The organism is Allobosea sp. TBD101 (genome assembly GCF_059817965.1).
On sequence record NZ_CM187543.1, the window covers coordinates 733,591 to 746,617 of the forward strand.

Genomic DNA, 13,027 nt, shown 5'->3' on the forward strand with positions numbered 1-13,027 from the left:
GTTCCGCTCCGGCCGCCATTGCCGCCTGAATGGGCAACCTTGCCGTAATCTTCGCCCGCAATCTGCGCATGCCGGCCCGCTCCGACCCACGGAGCCGAATCGGCTGGCAGATGTGTCGGCGGCGAGGAGCCCCGCAAGGAGTAGTCGATGTCTCGTATCCTTCCGATGGCCGCTCTCGGCCTGATGGCCCTGTTCGCGTTGCCCGCCGAGGCGGCCGATCGGGCACGGCAGCGGCCCCAGGAATGGCCGGCCTATACGGCGCCGCGCGCCTATAACTGGAACGGCTTCTATGTCGGCGCCCATACCGGCGGCGGCTTCGATCGCTTCAACGGCGTCAGCAAGAAGAGCCGCAACGAAGTGCTGTTCGGCGGCCAGGTCGGCTACAACGTCCATATGGGCACGATGCTCTTCGGCGTTGAAAGCGACCTGTCGATGAACGGCTTCGGCAAGGGCTCGAAGCGTGGCGGCGGCACCAGCGCCGACATGCGCTATGTCGGGACGCTGAAGGCGCGCGCCGGCGTCACCTTCGACCGCCTGCTGGTCTACGGAACCGGTGGTCTCGCCTATGGCAGCATCAAGGCCAGCGACGGCCTTGTCTCCAAGACGCGTGGCAAGACCGGCTACGTCGTCGGCGCCGGCGCCGAATACGGCATCACCGACAATCTCTCCGCCAAGATCGAGTACAACTACGTCTCGCTCGGCAAGGACAACTTCCAGCTCGGCAACACCCGCACGCGGGTCGGCGTCACCGAGCATCTGGTCAAGGCCGGCCTGAACTACAGGTTCTGATCGCGAAGGTTCCGGGCCGGCCCGTCAGCCGGTCCGGTTCGGGTTGCGGTATCGCGCGTGCGTCGCTGTCGCGCCGGCCGCAACCGGGCATGGATGGAGCGCGGTGTCTGGATTTGTTGTCCCTTGTCCGACATGACGTTCCATCCATGCATCACCACGGACGTGACATGCGCGCTTTGATTGTCGAGGACGAGCCGGAGCTCATGTCCTATCTCTCGCTGCTGCTCGGCAATGCCGGGCTGGTCGTGGATCGCACGGATAGCGTGGAGGCCGCACTCGCGGCCCTGCGGACGGCGCCCTTCGACATCGCGGTGGTCGACCGGCGGCTGCCCGATGGCGATGGGCTGTCGATCGTCAAGGCGATGGCCAAGACCGAGAACCGCCCGGCCTTCCTGATGCTGACGGCGCGCGACGCCAAGCCCGATGTGATCGAGGGCCTGAACGGCGGCGCCGACGACTATCTGGTCAAGCCGTTCGAACCGGGCGAATTGATCGCGCGGGTTCGCGTTCTCGCACGGCGGCGCCATCCGAAGCGGTCGCTCGTCCTCAATGCGGGCAATCTCTCGCTCGACCTCGAAGGCCGCAATGCCTCGGTCGGGATGGAAACACTCGACCTGCGCCGGCGCGAGGCCTTGATCCTGGAGGCGCTGGTGCAGCGCACCGGCCGCGTCGTCACCCGCGACGTGCTGATCGAGGCGGTCTACGGCTTCGACGACCTGATCGAGTCGAACACGCTGGAAGCGCAGATATCGCGGCTCCGGCGCAAGCTCCGCGATGCCGGGGCGGATGTCGAGATCACCTCCCTGCGTGGCATTGGCTATATCCTGAAGAAGGTCGAGCCGGCGTTCTAGCGCATGGTTCGCACCACCCTTGTCATTCCGGGGCTTCGCGCAGCGAAGAGCCCGGAACCCACGACTGGGTTGGTGGTTCGTAACCGAACTCTTGGCCTCTCACCCGGTCGTGGGTTCCGGGTTCGCGCCTGCGGCGCGCCCCGGAATGACAAAGGCGCCGCGAAGCTGTTGTGATCGGGCTTCTACACAGCGGGTTGCAGCATGCGATCCCACTACACCGTGCGGAAGAGCAGGCGGATCGTGGTGCCGCCGCCTTCCGTGTCGCTGAGATCGAGCGTGCCGCCATGGGCGGCCATGATGTCGCGCACGATCGTCAGGCCAAGCCCCGCCCCGGTCGAATGCGGCGACATCCGGTTGAACGGCTCGGTCACCTGCGCGCGCTTGGCGGCCGCAATTCCGATCCCGTCGTCGCTGACCTCCAGCACATTGCCGTCGATGACCCGGACCAGGATCGATGAGCGCGCCTGCGCATGGCGCAACGCGTTGTCGACGAGGTTGGCGATCGCCGCGCGGGCGGTGGCCTCGTTGGCCGCGACCAGGACATCGCGCGCGCCTTCCTCCTCGAGTGCGATGCCGATGCCGTTGCTGAGTACGAGCGGCGCGAGATCGGCGAGCACGTCGCGCGCCAACGCGTTCAGGCGCAGCGGCTCGAAGGGCAGCTCGGTGTTGTGCAGGCGGGCGAGCTGTAGCATCGAGGAGACGATGGTGGTGAGGCGGCTGACATCGGTCGTGAGCGCAAGGCGCGCGGCCTCGTCGGTCAACGAATCTACCTTGGTGCGCATCACCGCGAGCGGCGTGCGCAGCTCATGCGCGACATTGTTCATGAAGCGCCGCTGCACCTCCATGTTGCCCGCGATCTGGTCAAGCGCCGAGTTAAGCGCGGTCGTCAGGGGCATCAGTTCGACCGGCGTCTCTTCCGTCGGCAGCAGGCCGCGCGGCGCGCGCGGGTCGATCCGGGCGGCAGCTTCGGCCGCGCTGCGCAGGCGGCTGGTGATGTAGGAGACTGACATGGCGATGGCCGCCGCGATCATGATCCCGAACACGACCGAGATCGCCGCCGCGGAGCCTGCGATGGCGCGCAGAAAATAGCCGATGATGACATCCCAGCCCGGCTGGCCGCCGCCGGTGGCGACGAGGATGCGGCTGCCGTCCTGCTCGGCGACGTCGACGGAGAGCGCATTATCGCCGCCGACCCGCATCTGCGCGGCGATGGTCGGGCCGTCCAGCCGGATGTCGATCGGCAGGCCCGGCCGCAATTCTGGCGCATACTCGACGACGGAACGTCCGTCGGAGACCAGATACCAAAGCAGCGGGCTGGCCTGCTCGATCTTCAGGAGGCCCGGCGCCTTCTCGACCTGCAGCGCGGCGCTGCCGGACGGACGCACGCTTTGCCGAATGATCTGGGAGGTGACATCGTTGCGCAGGACGCCCGGGTCCTCGGTGATGAAGGTGAAGGCGAGCACGGCCGCGATGAAGGCGACGAACAGAACGGTGCCGAGCAGCGTCAGCCGGATGGTGAGGGCGCGCGAGAGCGAGGTCATCGCCGGCCACCCGTCAACAGCCGCGAGCGTTTCGACGCAGGGGATATCGAAACGGTTTCAACGTTGCGGGTCGTCACGGAGCCTCTGTGCGGGTATGGCTTCTCGGGTCGGGGGCGTCGCCCTGCCGGGCTCTGCATGGACCGTATCACCCTTGTCGTTCAACCCCCTCACGGATCGCCGGGCCTGATGCAAGCGCTGCGCGCCATGGCGGGAGGGTTCCGGCTGCGCCATCTGGTGCTGGCGGTCCTGCTCGCCATCGCGCAGGTGCAGGCGTCGGTTTTCGCGCAGAGCGTGCCGCAGCGGGAGGACATCCGGCCCGGCCAGCTGCCGACCGCGTCGCGCCATGACATCGCCCGGCTGGTCGAGGGTGTGTTCGACACGGCCTCCAAGACGGTCAGCGTGCCGATCGAGCGCTCGCTCGCACTGTTCGGGGAGCCGAACGCCTATATCGTCGGCGGCGAGCTCAGCGGCTCCTTCGTGATCGGCGGGCGGCATGGCAGCGGCGAATTGCGGTTCTCGGACGGGATTCCGATGCCGGTGGTCTGGTCGGCACTCTCGGTCGGCATCGGGCTCGGCGCCGATTACGGGCGGGTGATCATGCTGGTCTACGGGCTCGACCGCCAGGAGGACGTGTTCGGCACCTATGCCAGCCTCGGCGGCAGCGCCCATTTCCTCGCCGGCGCGAATGCGACGATCCTGGCCTCCAGCCGGGCGCGGATCGTGCTGATCTCGTCCGGCCTGGGCCTCAGGCTTTCCGGCGACCTCAGCCGCATCCGCATCGAGCCCGGCGGCGAGCCGGAGACGTTGCGCCCACCGGCTGATATCTGCGGGGCGCCCGGAGGCTGCGCGCCGCCCGGCCGACGCTAAGGCGAGGAGCGGGGTCAGCGCTCGCGGCCGATGTTGCGCTGGGCGGTCGCATGGAGCTCGTCGAGGCGCTCGGAGATATCCATGGCGATCAGGCCGATTTCGCGGTCGTCGGCGGCCTTGCGCACATAGAGAGGCTCGGACCAGAGGACGCAGCCGCGCCCGAAAGGCAGGGCGATGCTGGCATGGTCCCAATTGTCGAGATCGACCCGTGCGCTGGTGACGGCCGCGAAGAGATAGATCGGCCGGCCGGTCGCACGGGCAAGCTGTACCGCGCCCTTGCCGGCGACGCGCGATACCTTCGGGACATCGGCCGTGAGCATCAGGCTCGTGCCCTGGCGCAGGGCGTCGCGCATCTCGAAGAAGGCGGGGACAGCGCGCTTTGCTGCGATCTTGGCAGGGGTTTGCGTGCCGGAACCACGGATGCTGCGGAAGCCGGCACGCTCGACCGCAGAGCTTACGACCGCTCCGTCGAAATGCAGGGATGTCAGGACCGCGACGCGCGAAGCTCCTTGCAGTGCGGCGAAGGTCAGCATCTGCTGGCCGTGCCAGGTCAAGGCGATGAAGGGCTCGCGGTTGCGCTCCCAGGGGCGGGCGCCAGGGATGATCGGCTTGAAGCGTGTCGTTCGCCTGACGAGGTCGAGATAGGCATGCAGGGCGCGGCCGGCGAGGGCTGCCGACCGATCGGGGCTGAAGAGCATCGTCCGATCTCCACGATGAGAATCATCGGGAGTGGTCGGCGCGGCGGTTTGCTGGAACATTGCGCGGACGCAGAAGCGCCCGCGAAGTGACTCCAAAAGCGCTTCTCAGTGCCGGCCGTGGCTGTGGTCGGTCTTCAGGCGCCTTTCGATGAAGCGGCTATAGGAGCCCATGCCGTAGCTGAACACGGCATAGACCAGGGCCGCGAAGATATAGCCCTCCAGCACCGCGATGCCCTGCCAGACCGGATCGCGCATCGCCGAGCGGACCGTGTCGAGGAAGTCGAGCAGGCCGATGATGGTGACCAGCGTCGTGTCCTGGAAGAAGCCGATGAAGATGTTGACCAGCGGCGGGATCACGATCTTCAGCGCCTGCGGCAGCACGATCTTGCGCATCGACAGCCAGTAGCCGAGGCCGAGCGAGGCGGCCGCCTCGTGCTGGCCCTTGGGGACGGCCTGCAGGCCACCGCGCACCGTCTCGGCGATGTAGGCGCCGGCGAAGATGATGATCGCGACCTGGGCCCGCAGCAATTTGTCGATGGTCACGCCATCCGGCATGAACAGCGGCAGCATCACCGAGGCCATGAACAGGATCGAGACCAGCGGCACGCCGCGCACCATCTCGATGAAGACGATGGCGATGACCTGGATCGCCGGCAGCTTGGACGAGCGCGCCAGCGCCAAGAGCACGCCGAGCACGAAGCCGAAGGCGAGCCCGACCGAGGAGAGCATGAAGGAGAGCGGCAGGCCGCCCCAGTTCGTGGTGTTGACCACCTGGAGGCCGCAAACGCCGCCATACATCAGCACGCCGCAGATGACGACGACGGCCAGCCAGAGCCAGAGCAGGCGGCGCGACCAGAAGCGCGGGATCATCGAATAGATCATCGCGCCGAGGAAAAGCAGCACCGCGAGAGCCGGGCGCCAGTGCTCGTCATAGGGGAAGAAGCCGAAGATCATGAAGCGCAGCTTCGCCGCCAGGAACGGCCAGCAGGCGCCGGCGCCGGCCGCTGCCTTGCAAGTCTGAGGCCCGCCCTCGACGATGGCGCGGGTGACGAGCCAGCCCCAGGCGCCGGTGACGAGCCGGTAGATCAGCCAGAGGCAGGCGAAGGTGACGACGGCGTTGAAAGGCGAGCCGATATAAGGCTTGAGCAGCCCGAACCAGTTCTGCGCCGGCCGCACCGGCCGTTCGTCGGAGACGGAGGCGAGGGTGTTGAGCTGAGCGGTATCGGTCATCTCAACGCTCCACCAGCGCGACGCGGGCGTTGTACCAGTTCATCAGCATGGAGATCGTGATCGACATGCCGAGATAGACCAGCATGAAGATGGCGATGCCCTCGATCGCCTGCCCGGTCTGGTTCATCGTGGTGTTCGAGACCATGACAAGGTCGGGATAGCCGATGGCGATGGCGAGCGACGAGTTCTTGAAGGTCGAGAGATAAGAGCTGGTCAGCGGCGGGATGATCACGCGCAAGGCCTGCGGCAGCACGACGAGCCGCATGGTCTGGCGGTCATGCAGCCCGACGGAGCGCGCCGCCTCCCATTGGCCGCGCCCGACCGAGAGGATACCGGCGCGGACGGTCTCGGCGATGCCGGCCGAGGCGGAGAGCCCGAGCCCGACCAGCAGCGCGGTGAATTCCGGCGTGACCTGCAGGCCGCCGGTGATGCGAAAGCGCCCCTTCTCCGGCCAGTTCACCACCATGTCCGGCTGGAAGACCAGCATGGCCAGGAGGATCGGGACGGCGAGCGCGGCAAGGATATAGGGCCAGGCCATGCGGCTCTGGCCGGTGGCGACGCGCTTGCGGCGGAAGGCCGAGGCGACGACGCAGGCCAGCACGATGCCGAGCACGACGGCGGCCAGCACGCCGGTATGGGCCGGCGACCAGCGCAGCGATGGTACGATCAGGCCGCCATTGCTGAGGAACACCTCGGGCAGGATCTGCCAGGCCTCGCGCACCGGCGGGAAGACCGCGACGATGAGCGCGTACCAGAGGAAGAGATAGAGCAGCAGCGGCACATTGCGCAGCGCCTCGACATAGATCAGCGCCAGCGTCGAGAGCAGCGGGTTGCGCGATAGCCGGGCGATGCCGACGACGAGGCCGAGCACGGTCGAGATGATGACGGCGAAGACCGAGACCCAGATCGTGTTGAGCAGGCCGACCAGGATGGCGCGGCCATAGCTGTTGCCGGAATCGTAGGAGATGAAGGACTGGCTGATGACGAAGCCGGCGGGCCGGGACAGATAGTCGAAGCCGGTCGCGATGTTCTGCGCCGCCAGCTTCCGCGAGACGGTGTCGAAGAGATACAGGCCGATGCCGACGACGAGTGCAACCGCGACGACCTGATAGAGCACGGCGCGAACGCGCACGTCATAGAGCAGCCGCACCGGGCTGGAATCGGAGGTGGCCATCGGGCTGTTCCGGGCTGGGGACGCATCGGCCGCCAGGTGGCGGCCGATGGTCTCAGGTCAAAGGTGGGAACGCATGGCAGATCGCGTCGCGTCCCGCCGGACGCGGCAATGGCGATCGATGTGCTTGTTGTCGCGCCGGACCGTCCGGAAAGTGGAATCCACTTTCCGGTCCGATGCGATGGCGAGGGTCACCGGAACGGCGGGGAGTAGATCAGACCACCCTTGTTCCAGAGCTGGTTGGGGCCGCGCGTGAGGCCGAGCGGGGTCTTCTCGCCGAGATGGCGCTCGAAGAGCTCGCCGTAATTGCCGAGCTGCTTGATCGCGTTATAGGCCCATTTGTTGTCGAGGTTCAGCATCTTGCCGAGGTCGCCGTTGACGCCGAGCAGGCGCTGGGTCTCGGGGTCCTTGCTCTTGAGCTGCTCGTCGATATTGCCCTTGGTGATGCCGTATTCCTCGGCAGCGATCAGGGCATTGACGGTCCAGGAGACGATGTCGCGCCAGTTGCTGTCGTTCTGACGGACGACCGGGGCGAGCGGCTCCTTGGAGATCGTCTCGGGCAGGATGACGTATTGCTTCGGATCGTTGGCGATGGCGCGCACCGAGGCGAGGTCCGAGCGGTCGGTGGTGATGACGTCGCAGCGGCCGGAGAAGAAGGCGTTGCGCCACTCGTCGGGGTTCTCGAAGACGACGGCCTCGTACTTGATGTTGCGCGGCTTGAAGTAGTCCTCGAGGTTCTGCAGCGTCGTCGTGCCCGGCAGGATGCAGACGGCCGATTGCGAGAGTTCCGACGCGCTCTTCACGCCGAGCTTGCTCGACACCATCAGACCCTGGCCGTCATAGAAGACCACCGGCGCGAAATCGAGGCCGAGCGAAGTGTCGCGCGAGAAGGTCGCCGTGGTCTGGCGCGAGAGCAGGTCGACCTCGCCGGACTGCAGACCCTGGAAGCGGACATTGGTGTTCAGCGGGACGAAATCGACCTTGTCCGGCGCACCGAAGACGGCGGAGGAGACGGCGCGGCAGACATCGGCGTCGAAGCCCTGGCGGACGCCCTTGTCGTCGGCATAGGAGAAGCCCGGGGCCGTCGGGGAGACGCCGCAGAGCACCTTGCCGCGCTTCCTCACGGCTTCGAGCGTTGCCTGTGCCGAGGCCGGCGCCGCAAATACGGAAAAGGCCGCAGCGGCAAGGCCGAATGCGACCATTTTGGTGATCATCTTTGACATAGGCGTTTCCCCTTATGCGCGCCTGTCTCCGGCACGTCGAAGAGGAGCCTATTGGGGCTCGATGGCGTCCGCAAGAGCATTGCAGGCGTCTGCGGCGAGGGATTTTCTCCCTTCGCGTTACAGCACTTGCTCTTCGCCCCGACAGTGACGGCTGGCGCGCGGCGCTGTAAGCTCGGCTTGAAACCGGATGAAATCCTTGACACCGCGCCTCGCCCCTTTCCTGCTGTTGTGGGTTCCGCTGGCACTGGCTGGGCTGGGGCTCGGCGCCGCCGTTGAATTCATGCGTGCGAGCGAGGCGCTCCAGCGCGAGGGAACAACGCTGCATCGCATCGTCTCGCAGCGTGTCGAGCAGCATGACGCGCATCTCACCAGCCTGGCTGCGGTGCTCGCCAGTTCGAATGCGGAATCGGCGAGCTTCCGGGCCGTGATCGAGGCGATGCAGCGCTTCTATCCACGCATCGCCGCGGTCGAGCTGATCGAGACGGCTTCTGCCGGCAGCGTGCCGCCCAGTCTTGCGGATTTCGATCCGGCGACACTGTCTGCGCGCGTGAGCGCGCTGGCGCCGGGCCAGGCCGTTACGCTCGCCAGCCGCTCGGGCAGTCCGTTCTACGCTCTGGTCAAGCGCGTGCCGGATGTCGGCCACGGGCCGCGGGCGCTGGTTCTCGTCATCGATGCCCGGCTGCTGACCGAGCCGGAAGGCGGTCTGCCTGATGATGCGGCGCTGAAGCTGAGCGATGCGGCCGGGACCGCGATCGTCCAGCATGGCTGGCCGCTGCAAGCCGGGGCATCTATCCCGGAGATCGCCTTCGCGAAGGCGCTGGGCAGCCGGTCGCAACCGCTCGTGCTGGAGCTGGCGCGGCGGCCGGCCTTCGTCGAATTGCTGCCGCCGGGCCTGTTGTTCGGCTGGCCGATCGCCGCGGGGCTCGGCCTTTTCCTGCTGCTGGCGGTGCTGCGCGAGCGGAGCGCCAGCCGGCGGGCGCGCGAGGCGGTGCGCCTGCACGAGCACGATGCACGACTTGCCCATGCGATGCGGGTCAACACCGTCGGCGAGATGGCGTCCGGCATCGCGCATGAGATCACCCAGCCATTGACGGCGATCCTGAGCCAGAGTCAGGCGGGCCTGCGGCTCGCCCGGTCGGCCGAGGTCGTGCCCGGCGATCTCGTCGGGGTGTTGGAGGCGAATGTCCGGCACGCGCGCCGGGCCGGCGAGATCCTGGAGCGGTTGCGGGCCTATGTGACGCGGCGGGAGCCGCAGCGGCAGCCGAACGATCTCAACCGGATCGTCAGCAACGTCGTCGAGCTCAGCCAGCGCGACCTTCAGGAGCGAGGCGTCACGCTTCGGCTGGAGCTGAGTGAGCCGGGACCCCAGGCCCTTCTGGACCGGGTCTCGATCGAGCAGGTCGTGCATAATCTCGTCCGCAACGCGGCGGAGGCGGTCGAGGCCATGCCGGCCGGGCGGCGCGAGATCGTGCTGGCCACGCGCCTCGTCGACGGGGAGGCCGAGATCACCGTGGCGGATGATGGGCCGGGCATCGCCGAGGCCGACATGGCCCGCCTGTTCGAGCCGTTCTTCACCACCAAGAGCAGCGGCATGGGGCTCGGATTGCCGCTCTGCGAGCGATTGGTCGAAGCGGCCGGAGGGCGGATCGCCGCGCGTAACGGGGCGGAGCGTGGCGCGATCTTCAGCGTGCGCTTCCCTGCGCTTGCAGTCGAGCTCGGGATGGCCGCCGAATGAAGCCCGCAGCGCGGACCGTCTACCTGATCGACGACGATGCCGATGTGCGCGACGCGCTCGTCCTGCTGCTGCGCACGATGGGCTTCGCGCCGCGCGCTTTCCCTGGCGTGCAGCCCTTCCTCGACCGGCCCGACCCGCGTCAGGACGGCTGCCTCGTCGTCGATATCCGCATGCCCGGCACCTCCGGCCTGCAACTGCTGGAACGCATGGCCAAGGAGGCCGGCGGCATGCCGACGGTGATGATCACCGGCCATGGCGACGTCGCCGCCTGCCGGCGCGCCTTCAAGGCCGGCGCGGTCGATTTCCTGACCAAGCCGATCGACGAGCAGGTTCTGCTCGAAGCAATCGAGGCGGCTTTCGCGGCGCTCGATCAGCGCAACCAGGATAAAGCTGCCCGCGCCGGCCGCGATGCTCTCATGGCAAGGCTCACCCAGCGCGAGCGCGAGATCCTCGCTCTCGTTGCCGAGGGGCTGTCGACCAAGGAGATCGCGCGGGCGCTCGACGTCTCGCCGCGGACCGTCGAGACCCACCGCGCCCATATCGCAGAGAAGCTCGGGGCGGGCTCCGTCGCCGAGATGGTACGCTTCGCGCTGGAGGGGTGAGGGCGGTCTCTCCGTAGGATTACGGAGGCGGCTCCGGCACCGCACCGATCAAAACGCCTGACGGGACCGGCTAGCTTGCGGTCATCGAGCTTACGACTCGCCCCCGCTCAAGTCCCGGAGAGATCATGACCCAGATCCGTTTCGCCGCTGCTGCCGTTGTGCTCGCGCTCGTTCCGGCCGCTGCCGGCGCCCAGGTCCTGCAGGAGCGCAACATGCCGCTCGCCATCGCCCAGGAAATCGCCCAGGCGACCGTCGAGGCCTGCGCTGCCAAGAACTTCAATGTGGCGGCCACGGTCGTCGACCGCGCGGGCGTCGTTCGTGCCGTGCTCCGCGCCGACCGGGCCGGCCCGCACACCGTCGCCGCCAGCCGCGACAAGGCCTTCACGGCTGCTTCGGCCCGCAATGTCACCAGCGCGATCGCCGAAGGCGCCGAGAAGAACCCGGCCGCGCGCCATCTCGCCTCGATCGAAGGCTTCCTGCTGCTCGGCGGCGGCGTGCCGGTCAAGGTCGGCGACGAGGTGATCGGTGCGGTCGGCGTCGGTGGCGCGCCGGGCGGCCATCTCGACGAGGAATGCGCCAATGCCGGCATCGAGAAGGTGAAGGCCAAGCTGCGCTGAGCCTGGACTAGACTTGAAACAAGCAGGCGGTTGCGGGAGCGGCCGCCTGCTTCGTCGCATGTTCGCACAAGGGAGCGCCGTGATGGCGAGGATGCTGCTGATCGCTGTCGCTTTGGTAGCGGCCACCCTGACCGGCCCGGCCGTCGCGCAGACGCCGCCCGATGCGGCCGAGCTCGCCGCGTATCGTGGTCTGCACGCGGCGGCAGCCTCCGGCGATGTCGCTGCTATCCGTCGCCTCGCAGGAGCCCGCGAGGGGCTTGATGCACGCGACGGCAATGGCCGCACGCCGCTGCATGTCGCGGCCTTCCGGGGGCAGGCGGAGGCGATTCGCGCCCTGATCGCCGTAGGGGCCGATCCAGGCCTGTTCGACAACCAGCGCTATGACGCCGTCACTATCGTCTCCGTCAGTGACGACATTCCGGCGCTGAAGGCCCTGCTCGCCTTGGGCGCCTCGGCCAAGCTCACCACCAGCCGCTATGACGGGACGGCCCTGATCGCGGCCGCCCATCTCGGCCATGACGGCATCGTCCGCGAACTGATCAAGGCCGGGGCGCCGCTCGACCATGTCAATAATCTTGGCTGGACCGCCCTGATCGAAGCCGTGATCCTCGGCGATGGCGGCAAGCGCCATGTCGAGACCGTACGGGCTCTGCTCGCGGCCGGCGCCAACCGCAATCTCGCCGATCGGCAGGGCGCGACGCCGCTGCAGCACGCTCGGGCGCGGGGCTACGCTGCCATGGTCACGCTGCTGGAGGCCGGCACCCCTCGCTGATGCATACCCTCATGGCTCGCGCCTGAGCTGTCGCCGGAGCGCTTGGACTTCACGCAAATCCGCCAAGCAGTTTTGCCGGAACTGCTCTAGGCAGGCGACCGGGCCGCGCCCATACGGCGTCGGCCAGTTCGAGAGGGCTTCATGACGATCGCCGGCTTGCTGCAGCCTTTCAGCACGGGGCAGGTTTCAGCCTGTATCCTCGTCGTCTTCCTGACGGCGATCATGCGCGGCTATACCGGCTTCGGCTTCGCGCTGGTGGCCGTGCCGCTGCTCGCCCTGATCGCCGATCCCGTCACCGCCGTGCCGATGGTGCTGCTTCTGGAAGTGGTCGGCAGCCTGCAACTGCTGCCCGGCCTGTGGCGTGCGGCGCATCTGCGCTCGGTCCTGCTGCTCGTCGGCGGTGCGCTGCTAGCGACGCCGATCGGGCTCTATGGTCTCGCCGCCCTGCCGGCCGACGTGATGCGCCTCGTCATCGCGCTCGTGGTGCTCGCGACGACCTGGGCGCTCGCCGCCGGGCTGAAGGCGAGCCGCGAGCCGGGGGCGCCCGCGACCTTCGGCGTCGGCATCCTCTCCGGCCTGCTCAACGGCGCCGCGGCGATGAGCGGCCCGCCCGTCGTGCTGTTCTACCTGAACGCCCAGACAGCGATGCATGTCGGGCGCGCCTCGATCGTGCTGTATTTCCTGCTCTCCGATACCGTCGCGATCGGTTTCGCAGGTGCATCCGGGCTCCTTGGAGCCTCGACGGTGCTGCTGGCGGCCGTGACCATCCCCGCGCTGTTCGTCGGGCAGGTGATCGGGACGCGCCTTTTCCGGTCCGCCTTGCAGCGCCACTACCGCATCGTCGCGATCGTGATCCTGCTCGCCGTCAGTGGCTTCGCCATCGTGCAATCCGTCCACGCACTTTGGGGCAGCGGCAGCTAGGCCGCATCTG

Annotated in this window: 13 protein-coding genes; 8 read left to right on the plus strand and 5 right to left on the minus strand. The window is 67.7% G+C overall.

The genetic code is table 11. The features are described 5' to 3' along the window. The first annotated feature begins 147 nt into the window (after nt 1-147). Together AC6RIC_RS03505 and AC6RIC_RS03510 are read left to right on the plus strand one after the other, a co-directional pair. The gene (locus AC6RIC_RS03505) at nt 148-789 is read left to right on the plus strand and encodes an outer membrane protein (protein ID WP_499735113.1); all 642 of its coding nucleotides are present in this window, start codon (nt 148-150) and stop codon (nt 787-789) included. 167 nt (nt 790-956) lie between these two features. Beyond that, nucleotides 957-1,640: a response regulator transcription factor gene (locus AC6RIC_RS03510; protein WP_499735114.1), complete on the plus strand. Its 684-nt coding sequence runs from the start codon at nt 957-959 to the stop codon at nt 1,638-1,640. 212 nt (nt 1,641-1,852) lie between these two features. Here AC6RIC_RS03510 and AC6RIC_RS03515 read toward each other — a convergent pair whose 3' ends face one another. Continuing rightward, complete coding sequence (locus AC6RIC_RS03515) at nt 1,853-3,181, minus strand: ATP-binding protein (protein WP_499735115.1); 1,329 nt, start codon at nt 3,179-3,181, stop codon at nt 1,853-1,855. 186 nt (nt 3,182-3,367) lie between these two features. Between AC6RIC_RS03515 and AC6RIC_RS03520 the strand changes: the two genes are divergently transcribed. Beyond that, nucleotides 3,368-4,048 carry an EipA family protein gene (locus AC6RIC_RS03520; protein WP_499735116.1) on the plus strand — a complete coding sequence of 227 codons (681 nt, stop codon included), beginning with the start codon at nt 3,368-3,370 and terminating at the stop codon, nt 4,046-4,048. A gap of 14 nt (nt 4,049-4,062) precedes the next feature. Here AC6RIC_RS03520 and AC6RIC_RS03525 read toward each other — a convergent pair whose 3' ends face one another. The 4 genes from AC6RIC_RS03525 to AC6RIC_RS03540 form a co-directional block, all read right to left on the minus strand. Further along, the gene (locus tag AC6RIC_RS03525) at nt 4,063-4,746 is read right to left on the minus strand and encodes a lysophospholipid acyltransferase family protein (RefSeq protein WP_454654772.1); all 684 of its coding nucleotides are present in this window, start codon (nt 4,744-4,746) and stop codon (nt 4,063-4,065) included. Nucleotides 4,747-4,851: 105 nt separating this feature from the next. After that, a complete protein-coding gene (locus AC6RIC_RS03530; RefSeq protein WP_499735117.1) occupies nt 4,852-5,976 on the minus strand; it encodes an amino acid ABC transporter permease in 1,125 nt (374 codons plus the stop codon). Nucleotide 5,977: 1 nt separating this feature from the next. Beyond that, nucleotides 5,978-7,150: an amino acid ABC transporter permease gene (locus AC6RIC_RS03535; protein WP_454654775.1), complete on the minus strand. Its 1,173-nt coding sequence runs from the start codon at nt 7,148-7,150 to the stop codon at nt 5,978-5,980. Nucleotides 7,151-7,338: 188 nt separating this feature from the next. After that, nucleotides 7,339-8,361, minus strand: coding sequence for an amino acid ABC transporter substrate-binding protein (locus tag AC6RIC_RS03540; protein WP_454658928.1), 1,023 nt, complete (start codon nt 8,359-8,361; stop codon nt 7,339-7,341). 205 nt (nt 8,362-8,566) lie between these two features. Here AC6RIC_RS03540 and AC6RIC_RS03545 point away from each other — a divergent pair, with 205 nt between their 5' ends. The 5 genes from AC6RIC_RS03545 (at nt 8,567) to AC6RIC_RS03565 (ending at nt 13,017) form a co-directional block, all read left to right on the plus strand. Continuing rightward, nucleotides 8,567-10,105 carry a sensor histidine kinase gene (locus AC6RIC_RS03545; RefSeq protein WP_499735118.1) on the plus strand — a complete coding sequence of 513 codons (1,539 nt, stop codon included), beginning with the start codon at nt 8,567-8,569 and terminating at the stop codon, nt 10,103-10,105. Further along, nucleotides 10,102-10,707 (plus strand): response regulator transcription factor, encoded by a 606-nt coding sequence (locus tag AC6RIC_RS03550; protein WP_499735119.1) that lies wholly within the window; start codon nt 10,102-10,104, stop codon nt 10,705-10,707. Before AC6RIC_RS03545 ends, AC6RIC_RS03550 begins: the two co-directional genes overlap by 4 nt. 125 nt (nt 10,708-10,832) lie before the next feature. Continuing rightward, nucleotides 10,833-11,324, plus strand: coding sequence for a GlcG/HbpS family heme-binding protein (locus AC6RIC_RS03555; protein WP_454654781.1), 492 nt, complete (start codon nt 10,833-10,835; stop codon nt 11,322-11,324). Nucleotides 11,325-11,406: 82 nt separating this feature from the next. Beyond that, complete coding sequence (locus AC6RIC_RS03560; protein ID WP_499735120.1) at nt 11,407-12,096, plus strand: ankyrin repeat domain-containing protein; 690 nt, start codon at nt 11,407-11,409, stop codon at nt 12,094-12,096. Between the two features lie 141 nt (nt 12,097-12,237). Further along, nucleotides 12,238-13,017, plus strand: coding sequence for a TSUP family transporter (locus tag AC6RIC_RS03565; protein ID WP_499735121.1), 780 nt, complete (start codon nt 12,238-12,240; stop codon nt 13,015-13,017). Nucleotides 13,018-13,027: the final 10 nt, after the last annotated feature.

Bases quoted from the DNA above. Each gene is read 5' to 3' on its own strand.
- AC6RIC_RS03505 (WP_499735113.1), top strand. From the start codon at position 148: ATGTCTCGTATCCTTCCGATGGCCGCTCTCGGCCTGATGGCCCTGTTC.
- AC6RIC_RS03510 (WP_499735114.1), top strand. From the start codon at position 957: ATGCGCGCTTTGATTGTCGAGGACGAGCCGGAGCTCATGTCCTATCTC.
- AC6RIC_RS03515 (WP_499735115.1), bottom strand. From the start codon at position 3,181: ATGACCTCGCTCTCGCGCGCCCTCACCATCCGGCTGACGCTGCTCGGC.
- AC6RIC_RS03520 (WP_499735116.1), top strand. From the start codon at position 3,368: ATGCAAGCGCTGCGCGCCATGGCGGGAGGGTTCCGGCTGCGCCATCTG.
- AC6RIC_RS03525 (WP_454654772.1), bottom strand. From the start codon at position 4,746: ATGCTCTTCAGCCCCGATCGGTCGGCAGCCCTCGCCGGCCGCGCCCTG.
- AC6RIC_RS03530 (WP_499735117.1), bottom strand. From the start codon at position 5,976: ATGACCGATACCGCTCAGCTCAACACCCTCGCCTCCGTCTCCGACGAA.
- AC6RIC_RS03535 (WP_454654775.1), bottom strand. From the start codon at position 7,150: ATGGCCACCTCCGATTCCAGCCCGGTGCGGCTGCTCTATGACGTGCGC.
- AC6RIC_RS03540 (WP_454658928.1), bottom strand. From the start codon at position 8,361: ATGATCACCAAAATGGTCGCATTCGGCCTTGCCGCTGCGGCCTTTTCC.
- AC6RIC_RS03550 (WP_499735119.1), top strand. From the start codon at position 10,102: ATGAAGCCCGCAGCGCGGACCGTCTACCTGATCGACGACGATGCCGAT.
- AC6RIC_RS03555 (WP_454654781.1), top strand. From the start codon at position 10,833: ATGACCCAGATCCGTTTCGCCGCTGCTGCCGTTGTGCTCGCGCTCGTT.
- AC6RIC_RS03560 (WP_499735120.1), top strand. From the start codon at position 11,407: ATGGCGAGGATGCTGCTGATCGCTGTCGCTTTGGTAGCGGCCACCCTG.
- AC6RIC_RS03565 (WP_499735121.1), top strand. From the start codon at position 12,238: ATGACGATCGCCGGCTTGCTGCAGCCTTTCAGCACGGGGCAGGTTTCA.